The sequence below is a fragment of the Pseudomonas sp. AB39(2026) genome (genome assembly GCF_059831485.1).
The window spans coordinates 130,634-143,826 of sequence record NZ_CP195212.1 but is presented as its reverse complement, the minus strand read 5'-3'; the positions used below and the strand labels follow the sequence as shown (position 1 = coordinate 143,826).

The 13,193-nt window shown below is 58.5% G+C and carries 13 protein-coding genes; 7 read left to right on the top strand and 6 right to left on the bottom strand.

Going from position 1 to position 13,193, the window contains the following annotated elements:
- Positions 1 to 4: 4 nt before the first annotated feature.
- Both ACSAMW_RS00550 and ACSAMW_RS00545 read right to left on the bottom strand, forming a co-directional pair.
- Positions 5 to 514 (bottom strand): ferritin-like domain-containing protein, encoded by a 510-nt coding sequence (locus ACSAMW_RS00550; RefSeq protein ID WP_500592180.1) that lies wholly within the window; start codon positions 512 to 514, stop codon positions 5 to 7.
- Positions 515 to 652: 138 nt separating this feature from the next.
- Complete coding sequence (locus ACSAMW_RS00545) at positions 653 to 877, bottom strand: DUF2188 domain-containing protein (protein ID WP_168080456.1); 225 nt, start codon at positions 875 to 877, stop codon at positions 653 to 655.
- 172 nt (positions 878 to 1,049) lie between these two features.
- On the opposite strand from ACSAMW_RS00545, the gene ACSAMW_RS00540 reads away from it, so the two are divergent.
- Positions 1,050 to 1,637, top strand: a complete 588-nt coding sequence (locus ACSAMW_RS00540; RefSeq protein WP_500592179.1) for a flavin reductase family protein — start codon at positions 1,050 to 1,052, stop codon at positions 1,635 to 1,637.
- A 50-nt stretch (positions 1,638 to 1,687) separates the two neighbouring features.
- Here the strand turns inward: ACSAMW_RS00540 and mqo are convergent, their stop codons facing one another.
- Together mqo and ACSAMW_RS00530 are read right to left on the bottom strand one after the other, a co-directional pair.
- Positions 1,688 to 3,331 carry a malate dehydrogenase (quinone) gene (gene mqo, locus ACSAMW_RS00535; RefSeq protein ID WP_500592178.1) on the bottom strand — a complete coding sequence of 548 codons (1,644 nt, stop codon included), beginning with the start codon at positions 3,329 to 3,331 and terminating at the stop codon, positions 1,688 to 1,690.
- Positions 3,332 to 3,477: 146 nt separating this feature from the next.
- Complete coding sequence (locus tag ACSAMW_RS00530; protein WP_500592177.1) at positions 3,478 to 4,152, bottom strand: polysaccharide lyase family 7 protein; 675 nt, start codon at positions 4,150 to 4,152, stop codon at positions 3,478 to 3,480.
- Positions 4,153 to 4,789: 637 nt separating this feature from the next.
- On the opposite strand from ACSAMW_RS00530, the gene ACSAMW_RS00525 reads away from it, so the two are divergent.
- Together ACSAMW_RS00525 and ACSAMW_RS00520 are read left to right on the top strand one after the other, a co-directional pair.
- Positions 4,790 to 5,461 carry a polysaccharide lyase family 7 protein gene (locus tag ACSAMW_RS00525; RefSeq protein ID WP_500592176.1) on the top strand — a complete coding sequence of 224 codons (672 nt, stop codon included), beginning with the start codon at positions 4,790 to 4,792 and terminating at the stop codon, positions 5,459 to 5,461.
- Between the two features lie 362 nt (positions 5,462 to 5,823).
- Entirely contained in the window at positions 5,824 to 6,711 is an 888-nt protein-coding gene (locus ACSAMW_RS00520) for a manganese catalase family protein (protein WP_500592175.1), read from the top strand.
- A 79-nt stretch (positions 6,712 to 6,790) separates the two neighbouring features.
- Here the strand turns inward: ACSAMW_RS00520 and ACSAMW_RS00515 are convergent, their stop codons facing one another.
- A complete protein-coding gene (locus ACSAMW_RS00515) occupies positions 6,791 to 7,303 on the bottom strand; it encodes a CinA family protein (protein ID WP_500592174.1) in 513 nt (170 codons plus the stop codon).
- Positions 7,304 to 7,401: 98 nt separating this feature from the next.
- A complete protein-coding gene (locus ACSAMW_RS00510) occupies positions 7,402 to 8,772 on the bottom strand; it encodes an MFS transporter (protein ID WP_500592173.1) in 1,371 nt (456 codons plus the stop codon).
- Between the two features lie 220 nt (positions 8,773 to 8,992).
- Between ACSAMW_RS00510 and ACSAMW_RS00505 the strand changes: the two genes are divergently transcribed.
- The 4 genes from ACSAMW_RS00505 (at position 8,993) to ACSAMW_RS00490 (ending at position 13,186) form a co-directional block, all read left to right on the top strand.
- Positions 8,993 to 9,373, top strand: coding sequence for a hypothetical protein (locus ACSAMW_RS00505; RefSeq protein ID WP_500592172.1), 381 nt, complete (start codon positions 8,993 to 8,995; stop codon positions 9,371 to 9,373).
- Positions 9,374 to 9,519: 146 nt separating this feature from the next.
- Positions 9,520 to 10,641 carry a glycosyltransferase family 4 protein gene (locus ACSAMW_RS00500; protein ID WP_500592171.1) on the top strand — a complete coding sequence of 374 codons (1,122 nt, stop codon included), beginning with the start codon at positions 9,520 to 9,522 and terminating at the stop codon, positions 10,639 to 10,641.
- 22 nt (positions 10,642 to 10,663) lie between these two features.
- On the top strand, positions 10,664 to 12,772 hold the full coding sequence (locus tag ACSAMW_RS00495; RefSeq protein WP_500592170.1) for an amylo-alpha-1,6-glucosidase: 2,109 nt from the start codon (positions 10,664 to 10,666) through the stop codon (positions 12,770 to 12,772).
- 12 nt (positions 12,773 to 12,784) lie between these two features.
- Complete coding sequence (locus ACSAMW_RS00490) at positions 12,785 to 13,186, top strand: ester cyclase (protein ID WP_500592169.1); 402 nt, start codon at positions 12,785 to 12,787, stop codon at positions 13,184 to 13,186.
- Positions 13,187 to 13,193: the final 7 nt, after the last annotated feature.

Genomic DNA, 13,193 nt, shown 5'->3' with positions numbered 1-13,193 from the left:
CTATTTAGCGTTTGGCCTCAAGGTCCGGATGAGCCGAACGCCCCAGGAACTGCTGTGTGGTAGGCGCCAAGTGCTCCAGTATCCACTGAGCCATGGCTTTTTCCTGGGCCAGGATCTGCTCACACGCCTCTGCCGTCTGGGTATCGCCGGCAGCCTTTGCGGCGGCAATAATCACGGTGTACGTGGCAATCTCAAGGTTCTCGAACACATACCCGCTCATGGAGCCTTTGATCACTTCATCAGGCATGGTCATACCCGCCATGGCTTGCCCACAGGCCATCAGTTTCCCGCCCATGTCCTTCAAGGTCGACGGGCTGCCACCCAGGCGATGGATAGCGTCGTCTACTACGCTCTGCTGCCACCGGGTTTCTTCAATGTGTTGCTGAATGCGTTGCTTAAGATCAGGGTAATGCTCTAGCCGCTCGGCTTGGGCTGTCAGCATTTTTTCAGCTTGCTGCTCCATGGCGTGTGCGTCCCTCAACCAGTCGAGCAAATTGTCATGTACCGATGCCATGTTCGTGTTCTCCAAGTGTTGAACGCACTGGGTAATCAGCGCATTCCTATCCCTATAGCCATTTGCTAGACCATTCTCTATACGGGTGACTGCATCTACCTCACAGAACCCGGACAGATGGCAATTAACGTTGGCGCATTAACCCTTACTACGGCTTGGGTCAGCACTGCGCGGATATGTGCGCTCTTCTTGAAGCGTGCCATCAAGTTTATGAATCTTTACCGAAGCGGTTTTTCCCTCCAGGAAGGTATGGGTTTTTTCCACTATTTCATCTTTAGTAGGTGCAGTGTGGGAGGCCCGAGTAGCGCCCTGCTTCTTAAGCTCCCAATGGTCGTTCACTTTAGTGATGTGATAGTTATCCATGAAAACCTCCTGATCGGTGCATTTGCAGAACGGGTGTGAAAGATATAGAGGCAATGAAGCTGCCCCAGTTCTAAAACATTAAGCACAAGGTGGTATAGGGCGTAACGACACTGGATAGAATCAGTGCCCCAAGGGTCTGAAGGTCACGTAAAATTAGACCGGACCTTCGCGCATGAATGACAACATCCACCCAGTAGACCTGGAGAAAGCCTACCGGCTACTCAATCATGGCCCCACCGTACTGGTGTCGGCGCGCTATGGAGAGGAGCAGGACGTGATGGCTGCCGCCTGGGCATGCGCACTGGACTTTTCACCCCCTCGGCTGAGCGTGGTCTTGGACAAAAGCACGCGCACCCGCGCGCTGATCGAGCGCGCTGGCACGTTCGTGATTCAGGTGCCAACGGCGGCGCAGGTGCAACTCACCTATGAGGTGGGCAACCGTTCGCTGGCCGATGACCCGAACAAGCTGGCCCAGTGTGGTGTGTCCCTGTTGGCGTTCGATGGGCATGACCAGCCCTTTGTAGAAGGTTGCTGTGCCTGGCTAACCTGCGAAGTGATACCCGAGCCGCACATCCAGCACACCTACGACCTGTTTATCGCCCAAGTGACAGGGGCCTGGGCAGACCGCCGGGTATTCGAGAACGGGCACTGGAAATTCGAGGACGCGGACCCGCAGCTGCGCAGTATTCACTACGTGGCGGGTGGTCAGTTCTACGGGATTGGGGAATCGCTGGTTGCCCGCCACACCCCGAAGGGGTAGCGGGCAAGTTTATTGCGGGCTACTGCAAGCTACTGCGAGCTACTGCAAGATCAAAGCGCCATGTCATGGGCCGGTGCGGCAGGCGCAGCCGGGCTGGCAGGCGTGGCCGCAGCAGGGGTCACAGCCGGGCCCACTGGGGGTGGGGTGTCCAGTTGCAAGGTCTTGGCTGTGTAGGCCCACTCCTCGGCAACGCGCTGAGGGTTGTCGTTCAGGTGAGTGCCGTAGCTAGGCACGATCTGGCGGATCTTCTCCTGCCAGGCCGGGGTGGCCACTTTGTCCTTGAACACCTTTTCCAGCACGTTCAGCATGATTGGGGCTGCAGTCGAGGCACCTGGTGAAGCACCCAGCAGGCCGGACATGGTGCCGTCTGCAGAGGTGACCACTTCGGTCCCCAGCTTCAACACACCGCCTTTGTCGGCGTCACGCTTGATGATCTGTACGCGCTGACCGGCCTGCCACAGGCGCCAGTCTTCTTTCTTGGCGTTGGGGAAGTACTCGCGCAGTGCATTCATGCGGTCTTCGTCAGACAGCATCAGCTGGCCAGCCAGGTATTCCACCAAGGGGTATTCGGCAATGCCGACCTTGGTCATGGGCCAGATGTTGTGTGGCGTGGTGCTGGTCAGCAAATCGAAGTACGAGCCGTTCTTCAGGAACTTGGTGGAGAAGGTCGCGAATGGCCCAAACAGGATCACGCGCTTGCCGTCCAGCATGCGGGTGTCCAGATGCGGCACGGACATGGGTGGCGAACCTACCGACGCCTTGCCATAGGCCTTGGCCAGGTGCTGCTCGGCAATGGTGGGGTTATCGGTGACCAGGAACGAACCACCCACCGGGAAGCCGGCATAGTCCTTGGCTTCAGGAATGCCGGACTTCTGCAGCAAGTGCAGCGCCCCGCCGCCTGCGCCAATGAATACCAAACGGGCATCAGTAGCCGATGTGGTGCCGTCTTTCAAGTGCTTGTACTCAACGTGCCAGCTGCCGTCTTCGTTACGCTTGATGTCTTCCACTTCGGTGGACAGCTTCAAATCGAAACCAGGCTGTGTCTGCAAGTGGCTGACGTACTGGCGAGTGACTTCGCCCCAGTTCACGTCAGTGCCCAGCGGTGACCAAGTGGCAGCGATTTTCTGGGCCGGGTCCCGGCCTTCCATCATCAGCGGCACCCATTTCTTGATCTGCTCAGGGTCTTCGGAATACTGCATGCCTGCAAACAGGGGGCTGGCCTTGAGGGCTTCATAGCGCTTCTTGAGGAAGGCCCTGTTTTCGTCGCCCCACACAAAGCTCATGTGCGGCGTGGAGTTGATGAACGAGTGCGGGTTTTTCAGCACATCGTTGCGCACCTGCCACGACAGGAACTGCCGAGTGACCTGGAAGGCTTCGTTGATCTCGACCGCTTTAGGGATCTCAACCTTGCCGTCCTTGTTTTCCGGGGTGTAGTTCAGTTCGGCCAAAGCCGAGTGACCCGTGCCCGCATTGTTCCAGCCGTTGGAGCTTTCCTCGGCCACGCCGTCAAGGCGCTCGATCATCTCCATGGACCAGCTTGGTTCCAGCTCGTTGAGCCAGACACCCAGCGTAGAACTCATGATGCCGCCGCCGATGAGCAACACATCAACCCGTTTCGTTTCGGCAGCCAGGGCAGAGCCGCTGGCGACCGATACAGCCAGGGCAAGTAGCGCACCGCTTGCTTTTTTCAACATATCTACTTCCACATTAATGAGGCCATGGGGGTCTCAACCCATGGCCACCTGATCGACAGAGGCATCACAGCTGGCATTGCGCCAACATGCGGCAAGGTTAAATCTCAAAACTTTCGTGAACCTTTCACCAGCCTTTCAGTCCCCCCTCAGCTCTTGTGCTTGTGGGAAACCGAGAGGTTTTCAAACACCACCCGCCCGCCTTCACTGGTATAGCCGGTGTGATCCTGGGTATACACCCCCGCCTTGAAGTACAGCGGCTTCTGTTTCCAGCTTGAGCTCAGCTCGGTATTCCAACCGTAGTCAGCTGCCTTTATCGCCAGCTTTCCGCTTTTCATGAGGGTGATCACGTAAGAAAAAGGTTTATTCAACGGCACGTTCTGAGCAACGGTGATGACGGTGGGATCATCCTGGCCAGGCGTCTTGCGCAGCTTTGCGACAATGTTGCCTTGCCGCTCCTTGTCCATGAACTGGTACTCGACCTTTAGCAAAGGGTCATTGCTGTTGTACTGGTGAATCTGCCCGATCACTACCCGGCCACTGGAGGGCACCTCGGTCACTTTCAGCTTGGCGCGCAGGTAATTGTCCGCCTCGGTGTATTTCCAATTCCGCAGTGAGCCGTCGGCATAGGTTTCGCGCAATTCACTGCGTGGGTACTTAGCGCTTTCAGTGGTGGACCCTGTAACGGGCGCCCAGAAGTACAGGCGGCTGCCGTCCTTGCGAAAGTACTTGTCCTTGTAACCCTTCACCAAGGTTGGGGTTTCGATGATTTTTGCAGGCGAGCCAACCGGGACGCTGAGGTTCCATGTGGAGAGATCGATCATGACAGGCGTTACCAGTGATGCGGCGGGCCTAACCGTTAGCGCGCGCCGTTAGCGGATAAGACCTAGCACCGTTCGGAGCTAAGCAGGAGCGGCGGGTTTTATATAGGGGCGAGCCCTTTTTGAATATGATGGCACGCCATAGCTTTGACGCCTGCACATTGGCACAGCACTGCAACCCTTGGTGTACAAGCGATTACACCTGATTACCGTTCGTCGGCTTTATTACATCAGGGCTGAACTTACCTGAGCAGTCCGAATGATAGCACACCGCCAGTTTCCCGTAGTTTTCCGGTAATAACATTCCGAAAGATGTGATTTCATTACTCAATTTAATGACCGTTCGTCTGGTGTCCGGCCTTTGTTTTGGGGCTTGAAACAGGTTCGCCGGGGTGAATAGCCAATAATATGGCGCCAATATAAAACCATGGCGACCGCGCCGTTGCTGGCTTGGCGTCAAAAAGCTCGATTCCGAGCAATAATATCAAGGAGCCATCAACCCTCCAATAAAGTCGCTTTTCTGGCGAACCCCCCAAATTCAGGGGGCTTCAGGCTTTTCAACAGGTGCCGAAACAACAATCAACGAGATGGTGAGCAACAGCTTGCCGGCACCCACGAATACAGTTACCTGGAGTTCACCATGATCGACCTCGACACTTGGAACCTGAGCATTCCTGTTGGAAGCCCGGCCATCACCATCGACACCCCTAAATTGGCCACTGGCTACAAGGACGGTTTCTTCAAATCGGGCGACACCCTGTTCTTCTGGGCACCCGTCACAGGTTCGGTCACCAAAAGTGCCAAGTACCCACGTACCGAGCTGCGTGAGACCAAAGCCGATGGCAGCTTGTACAACTGGAAATACAGCGCGGCAGACAACATGCTGCGGGCAGCAGTTGCCGTGAACCAGGTGCCCTCCTCCGGCAAGATCGTGATTGGGCAGATCCATTGCTTCCAGAGCACAGAGCCCATGCTCAAGCTTGAGTACCAATGGAAAGACGCCAAGCGCCTTGGCAACATTGTCGCCAAATTCCGCGTCACCCCAGACTCGGAGCCTGCAGTGATCACCGTGGCCGAGAAGGTCCCGATGAACCAGCGCTTCACGTACACCATTCACCTCACGCCATCGGGTGCATTGACGGTCAATGCAGCCGGGTTCCAGTGGGGCGCCAAGGTCGCCAGCAGTTGGGCCTCCGAAGACCTGTACTTCAAGGCAGGCGTGTACACCCAAGACAACACCGGTTACGCCACAGAAGGCGGTGCCGCTACCTTTTACAAACTGGCTGTAGAACATACGCCCAAGAAGGGCTAACGTTTAGCGGACCAATAATTGGACATTACTTTAGCCTGTCTTCGGACAGGTTTTTTTTGTCCTTAATTCAAGCATTACACGAACTTGAAGCGCGTTTGGTTATGTTCAAAAAATATTACGCCCAATTTAAATGAACGATCGGCGTGTCAGCCTCACTATATTCCTGTGACCAGCATCCTAGACGCTGAGAACTGTTTAAGATGAGGAAACACTGGCACGCTAAAGATTGGAATTTAAGTAAGTTTCAATAGCGTGGCCTCACACAGCACAAGCCACTGTCATGAGCAGTGGGTGCAAAAGGGCGAAGCAGGTAACACCTGTACTTCGACACCCTTTAACTCCGTGATAATGAGGAAAAAAGCATGTTCGTACATAACAAGCGTCTCCAATATACCGTACGCGTTGCGGCACCTAACCCAGGCCTGGCCAACCTGATGCTTGAACAGTTCGGCGGCGCCCAAGGTGAACTGTCCGCAGCTATGCGTTATTTCACTCAAGCAGTGACCGAGGAAGACGCTGGCCGTAAAGACATGCTTTACGACATTGCCACGGAAGAACTGAGCCACTTGGAGATCATCGGCTCGATTATCGTGATGCTGAATAAAGGCGGTCGTGGCCAGCTGGCAGAGGGTGTGCAGCAAGAAGGCGAGCTGTACCGTTCATTGACCGGTGCTGGCAACGATTCACACATCACCAGCCTGTTGTACGGAGGCGGTGCTGCGTTGGTGAATTCCGGTGGCGTGCCATGGACCTCCAGCTATATCGACACCATCGGTGAACCTACTTCGGACCTGCGCTCTAACATTGCCGCAGAAGCCCGGGCAAAGATCGTGTATGAGCGTTTGATCAATGTCACCGATGATCCGGGTATCAAAGACGCTTTGGGCTTCCTCATGACCCGCGAAATCGCCCACCAGATGTCGTTTGAAAAGGCACTGCATGCCATTCAGCCAAACTTCCCGCAGGGCAAACTGCCCGGCAAGCCTGAATTTGCCTCGGTGTACTACAACATGTCCCAGGGTAATGACATGACCGGCCCGTGGAACACAGGTGATAACCCCGTAGGCACATGGGAAATTCGCGAAGCCACGCCTGCCGTGGATGGCGGTGATGGCCTGGCTACTGTGGACCTGCCTTCCCAGGACCTGGAAGTGGTAGAAGCCATGAAGCTGCGCACCGCCTCCAACCCTGAAGCGGACCCGATGACCGGCGCGGACTTGGGCAAACTGGGCGCACCTAAACCGTTGTAAGCCCGCAACGCTAACCTTCGCACGACCCCTGAACCCCTGTCCCTTGGCAGGGGTTCGTCATTGATGCACGCAGGTAAGGTCACTTGCACAGTACTTGCTGATGGAACCGCTTGAGTTCACCCAGTGCATGCCAGGTCGCCTGGCGTATCACCTGCTGGCGATCGCCTTTGAACCGATGGGTCAAGGAAAACAGCCTGGTCTGCCCCTGGACGGTAAACGCCCAGGAAAAACAGACCGTACCGGGGACAATGTCGTCCATAGGGTCCGGCCCGGCCACACCGGTGGTAGCCACTGCGACATTGGCTTCGCTGTCCTCCAATGCGCCTTTGGCCATCTCCCGGGCGACTTCTTCGCTGGTAAGGCCAAACTGATTGATCGTGGCCAGTGATACGCCTAGCAGGCGCTGCTTGGCTGTAGGGGAATACACCACGTAGCCGCTTTCCATGACCTTGCCACCGCCGGGTACCGACCCTAATGCGGCGGCTATCAGCCCTGCTGTGCAGGACTCGGCCGTGGCCAGATAAAGTTTGTTCGCCATCAGGTAGGCAACCATGGCCTCGAGGTCTTCGACAACCGCTTCGGGAAGGTCCATGCGCACAGCACTCGTTGACTATAAGACCCTTTTTTTGATTACCGTGGCTGGCAGGGATTCAAACCTGTGTAACTATTCTTTCATCTACGGCCCTGCCATTATCGCCTGGCAGGGCTTGGCCCTGCGGCGTACAACCGCGCCGCACTGGCACAGGCCCCTGCGAGCGCAAAGCCACACCCCAGCCATAGGCACAGCTGCGCGCCCGCTGTGGTAAACAGGTGGAAACACAGCGCCACCAGCGCCGCACCCAGGGTTTGCCCCACAAGCCGCGAGGTTGCCACAACACCACTGGCACCGCTGCTACGGGACGCCGGCGCACTGGTCATCAGCGCCTTGAGGTTGGGCGACTGGAAAAACCCGAAGCCGGCGCCACACAGCGCCATGCGCCAGCCGATATCCAGCGCGCTGGCGCCGGGAGACAACAGCGCCAATGCCCCCATGCCCATCCCCAACACCAGTAGGCCCAGCCCCCCTAGCAGCCCAGGTGCGAACCGGTCAGACAGCCGGCCCGCCACCAGCGCCATCAGCGCGACCACTGCAGGCCAGGGGGTAATCAGGTACCCCGTGGCCACCTGGCTATGGCCGAGCTGCTCCTGCAGCAGAAACGGCAGTGCCACAAAGGCCAGCCCTTGGGTGCAGAAGGCACACACAGCGGTCAGTGAAGACAAGGCGAACAGGGGAATACGGTACAGGTCCACAGCCAACATGGGTGCATGGTGGCCAGCCTGCCGGCGGCTCAGCCACACGCCGCACACCAGCGCCACAACCAGCTCCGTGCCAATCACGGCGCTGTGGGTGCCTTGGGCAGCGGAACTGAGCGCCAGCACCAAGAACCCGAACAACCCCGAACACAGCACGGCTGCCACACGGTCATAAGGATGGGTCGCCGGTGTGATCATCGGCAGGTTGCGGCTGGCCATCCACATGGCCATCAACCCAAGGGGCACATTGATCAGGAACAGCCAGTGCCAGCTGGTGATCGAGAGAATCGCCGAGGCCAAGGTTGGGCCGAGTGTAAAGGCCAGGCCCACTACCAAGGAGTTGATCCCCATGCCACGGCCCAGCCGGGCAGCAGGGTAGATATGCTTGAGCAGTACCGCGTTCACGCTCATCAAGGCCGCAGCGCCCAAGCCCTGGACCACACGTGCTATGGCCAGGCTTGGCAGGTTCCAGGCCAACCCACAGAACAGGGACGCCAGCACAAACACCAGCAGGCCACCCAGGTAGACTTGCCGTGGCCCCAGCACTTCCCCCAAGGCGGCAAAGGGCAACAAGGTGGCGATCATCGCCAATTGATAGGCGTTTACCACCCAGATCACGGACGCCGACGTGGCGCCGATACCGGCCGCTACGGTCGGCAAAGCAGTATTGATGATGGCGGTATCCAGGGTCGCCATGCCCACGGCCAGGCAGACGGCAATAACGGCAGGGATCAACTGTGGGCGTGCAAGACCGTCTACGGCAGGCATCGGGCGGGGCGTCCTTGTGAAGGTAGGCATCAGCAGCAAAGTCGCCAAAGGGTAGCAGGTTGCTATTGGCCCGCGAACCCAAGGTCGCGTGACGGCGGTGCTGCCTTGCGCATGGGGTGATTCGTCCGACGATGCATACAAGTGTATTCAGGGGCGGTAGCATGCCGCCTTTTCGTACAAACCCTCGGCGCACTAAACAAGCCTTGATGAACACTCACGTATGAACAGACAAGTGATGACCCGGCGCGGGCTGATCGTGCTCGGGATACTGGCGCTCGCCGGGCAGGCGACGGCCGATGACAAGGAACGGGGCAGCCCCCACACGCGCCACCGCGGTTACAAGGTAGGCGGTGGTATGGTGGCCGTTATCATGCTGGCCGTTTTCGGGTGCATGGCGTTGTTCGGCGAGTTTCGACATCGCCGTGCGCCACCCAGCGCACAGCCCTCCCCCGAACCACTGCCTGAAGAGGCCGTGTGGGGGGAGGCCGTGTGGGAGGCCGAGTACCCTTCCACAGCGCTGCCTGATGCGTCTGTGCCCGGCAGCTCACGGCAGCGTCGCGCCCGACGTGACGCAACGGTAGAACCTGGTCCCGAGGGCTGAAGCCCGCCTTTGATCCGAAGTACCTGAACGATAAGCGCCTGGGGCCAGTCCACTTTTTACGTCACCTGCAAACAGCGCTGCCTGCAGTGTTTCCTGGATTTCAGCGCCTTGCACCGACGTGCACCCCTTGCTCGTCGGAGACAGGTATGAAGATTGCTCAGATCGCACCTTTGTATGAATCAGTACCTCCGCAGTTGTATGGCGGTACCGAACGCGTGGTTGCCCACCTCACGGATGCCCTGGTCGAACTGGGCCATGAAGTCACACTGTTCTCAGCGGCGGGAGCACAGACACGTGCCACGGAGGTGGATTGCCGCGCTCAGGCTCTGCGCCTGGACAGCGCCCCGCTTAAATCAGACCACGCCAGCCACCTAAGCATGCTGCACCGAGTTCGAGAACAGGCCGATAACTTCGACATCTTGCATTTCCACATCGACCTGTTGCATTTCCCTTTCTTTGAAACACAAGCGTCCAAAACCCTGACCACCCTGCACGGGCGCTTGGACATTATCGACCTGCCGCTGGCTTATCATCTGTGGCAGGCTTACCCACTGGTGTCCATTTCTCACGACCAGCGCCGCCCACTGCCCACTGCCAACTGGTATGGCATGATCCACCATGGGCTAGCGGATACCCATTACCCCTTCAGCGCGCAGCCCGAAGGCTACTTGGCGTTCCTGGGGCGCATTTCCGAGGAAAAAGGGCCTGAGCGCGCCATTCGACTTGCCATCGCCACAGGCATCCCCCTCAAGATAGCCGCCAAGGTCGATAGTGCTGACCGTGCCTACTTCCATCAGGTGATACAGCCTCTGCTGGCGCATCCGCTGATCGAGTTTCTAGGCGAAATCAGCGACCACGAAAAAAGTGCCTTCCTGGGCAATGCGCGTGCATTGCTGTTTCCCATCGACTGGCCAGAGCCCTTCGGGCTGGTCATGATCGAGGCTATGGCCTGCGGTACCCCCGTGATTGCCTGGAACCACGGGGCAGTGCCCGAAGTGGTCGAACACGGCCGCACCGGTTATATCGTGGAGTCCATAGACCAGGCGATACAGGCGATCCAAGCGGTGGGGGCGCTGGACCGCAAGGCTGTCCGAGCCGCATTTGAACAACGCTTTTCGTCTCAGACCATGGCCCGACAATACGCCGCCTTATATGCAAGGCTATGTACCGAGCGGCTGACAGGCCACTTGGTAGACGGCATGCCCCATGCCCTGATGCCCGCACCTTCCGAACACTCGCTGACCAGCCTTGGGCTTACCGCGCTTTGATGCGTGATACAGGTAGATCGCCATGAACAGTACAAGCAGCCAGAAAGACTATGTCTTGGTGGAAGGCGACATGTTTTTGGTCACCAATGCCTTCGGTGACATCACCGGAAGCGCCGATGGCCTGTTTTATCAGGACACCCGGGTGCTCTCCGATTACCGCCTGAGCGTCGCTGGCCAGCAACCCTGCCTGTTGTCGGCGTCGGTGAGCCAGGACAACGTGTACTCCACTTCACATTTCACCAACCACCCCTTGCCGGTCATCGGGGAAACCTCAGCCCCTCAAGGGGTACTGCACATCGAGCGACGGCGCTTTCTGTGGGACGGCAGCATGCACGAATGCATCGTGATCACCAATTACAGCGATGCGCCTGCCGACCTTGCTCTGGCCCTGCACTTCGCTGGCGACTTTCGTGACATGTTCGAGGTGCGAGGTGCGCCACGGGCACACCGTGGCACCCTGGAACCTGCGGTAGTGGGCAGTGACCGCGTCGCCATGCGGTATACAGGCCTAGACGCTTATGTGCGAAACAGCGTGATCCGGTTTTCCCATACGCCCGAAACGCTCAGCGATACGGTGGCCGAATTCAGGGTAGCGTTACCTCCCCATGCCAACAGCGAACTGTATGTACTTGTAGGGCCAGGCAGCCAGGCACCAGGCCGCGGGTACTTTCGCGCCTGTGCCGCACGTGCGCGGATGGCCATGCGCAGGAAACAGCGCCAAGGTGCCCGGTTGGTAGCTTCAGGCCGGCTGTTCCAGCACTGGATAGACAAGTCCCGTGCAGACGTTGCCTTGCTGACTGCCGAGTTTCCCACCGGGCCTTACCCGTATGCTGGTATTCCTTGGTACTCCACACCTTTTGGCCGGGACGCCATCATCACCGCGCGCCAATTACTGTGGCTAGACCCTGGGTTGGCGCGGGGTGTACTGCGTTACCTGGCGGCCCATCAGGCGCAGGAAACCTCGGCGTTCCGTGATGCCGAACCGGGCAAGATCATGCACGAGACACGGCAGGGTGAGATGTCCCGGCTCAATGAGCTGCCCTTTGGGCGCTACTACGGAGGGGTCGACACCACGCCGTTGTTTATCGCCCTGGCCGGTGCCTACGTGCGCCGGGTAGACGACTGGGCTTTTATCGATTCGCTGTGGCCCCACCTGGAAGCTGCTGCTGGCTGGCTGGCCCAGAATGCTCAACGTAACCCTAAGGGCTTTATCAGCTATGCCCGAGGCGAAGCCACAGGGCTGGCCAACCAGGGCTGGAAGGACAGCCATGATTCCATCTTCCATCAGAACGGCGATAACCCGGAGGGCCCCATTGCCTTGGTGGAGGTGCAAGGGTATGCCTACGAGGCTTATCACAGCCTGGCCTATATGGCTGAAGGCCGCGGGGATCCCGCCCTTGCCCTGCATTGGGCACAGCAGGCGCAGCGCATGCAGCAGGCGGTGGAGCGTCATTTCTGGCTGGATGACCAACAGTTTTATGCCGTTGCACTGGACGGGGCACAGCGCCCCTGCAAGGTACGTGGTTCCAATGCAGGCCACCTTCTGGCCAGCGGCCTGCCGTCTCCAGAACGTGGGCGTATTGTGGCCAAACAGCTTCTAGGCAGTGCGTTTCACAATGGCTGGGGCGTGCGCACCCTGGCGCGGGAAGCCGTGCGCTACAACCCCATGTCGTACCACAATGGCTCGGTATGGCCCCACGATGTGGCGCTCTGTGCCTTGGGTATTGGCCGGTATGGCCAACACGACGGTGTGGTCAGGCTGCTGGGGGGCGTATTCGAAGCGGCGAGCCATTTCGACATGCGCCTGCCAGAGCTGTTCTGTGGTTTTGAGCGGGCGCCCGGCGAAACGCCCATTGCCTACCCGGTCGCCTGCCTGCCCCAAGCCTGGGCAGCCGGTTCGGTCTTCATGTTGCTCCAGGCGTGCCTGGGGATCGCCATCGACGCGCAACGCAACAAGATCACCATCACCCGCCCCCAGCTGCCGTTTGGCATTGCCCGGTTGGACGTGCGCCACCTGGGCTTTGGGCAAGCCAGCGTGGACCTGACCTTCCAACGCATTGGCAAGCGTGTAGTCTGTTACGTAGAGCGGCAGGCCGATGGGCAGGCCATTCATGTGGATGTTCGATACTGACCGGGAATCGCGATGCCTTTGCACGAACTGCCAACCCTTTACGATGCGTACCTGAATTGCCTGAACACGCGCAACCTGGCTGGCTTGGCAGAGTTGGTAGCGGAAAATGTGGAATACAACGGTACGCCCATAGGCCTGGTAGGTTACCGCGCCATGCTGGAGCGGGATTTCGAGGCCATTCCCGACCTAGCATTTCGCCGGGTGTTTCTGGTTACTGAGCCGCCCAACATCGCTTGTCGGCTGCATTTTGACTGCACCCCTAAAGGCGAGCTGTTTGGCCTGCCCGTCAACGGCCAACGCGTGCAATTCACCGAGAACGTGTTCTACGCCTACGAACGAGGCAAGATCCGGCGCGTGTGGTCGGTCATCGATAAAGCCGCCATTGCCGATCAACTGGGCCGCAGCACCGGCTAAGCGGCCT

Coding starts and splice junctions, on each gene's coding strand:
- ACSAMW_RS00550 (WP_500592180.1), bottom strand. CDS start 514: ATGGCATCGGTACATGACAATTTGCTCGACTGGTTGAGGGACGCACAC.
- ACSAMW_RS00545 (WP_168080456.1), bottom strand. CDS start 877: ATGGATAACTATCACATCACTAAAGTGAACGACCATTGGGAGCTTAAG.
- ACSAMW_RS00540 (WP_500592179.1), top strand. CDS start 1,050: ATGAATGACAACATCCACCCAGTAGACCTGGAGAAAGCCTACCGGCTA.
- mqo (WP_500592178.1), bottom strand. CDS start 3,331: ATGTTGAAAAAAGCAAGCGGTGCGCTACTTGCCCTGGCTGTATCGGTC.
- ACSAMW_RS00530 (WP_500592177.1), bottom strand. CDS start 4,152: ATGATCGATCTCTCCACATGGAACCTCAGCGTCCCGGTTGGCTCGCCT.
- ACSAMW_RS00525 (WP_500592176.1), top strand. CDS start 4,790: ATGATCGACCTCGACACTTGGAACCTGAGCATTCCTGTTGGAAGCCCG.
- ACSAMW_RS00520 (WP_500592175.1), top strand. CDS start 5,824: ATGTTCGTACATAACAAGCGTCTCCAATATACCGTACGCGTTGCGGCA.
- ACSAMW_RS00515 (WP_500592174.1), bottom strand. CDS start 7,303: ATGGACCTTCCCGAAGCGGTTGTCGAAGACCTCGAGGCCATGGTTGCC.
- ACSAMW_RS00510 (WP_500592173.1), bottom strand. CDS start 8,772: ATGCCTGCCGTAGACGGTCTTGCACGCCCACAGTTGATCCCTGCCGTT.
- ACSAMW_RS00505 (WP_500592172.1), top strand. CDS start 8,993: ATGAACAGACAAGTGATGACCCGGCGCGGGCTGATCGTGCTCGGGATA.
- ACSAMW_RS00500 (WP_500592171.1), top strand. CDS start 9,520: ATGAAGATTGCTCAGATCGCACCTTTGTATGAATCAGTACCTCCGCAG.
- ACSAMW_RS00495 (WP_500592170.1), top strand. CDS start 10,664: ATGAACAGTACAAGCAGCCAGAAAGACTATGTCTTGGTGGAAGGCGAC.
- ACSAMW_RS00490 (WP_500592169.1), top strand. CDS start 12,785: ATGCCTTTGCACGAACTGCCAACCCTTTACGATGCGTACCTGAATTGC.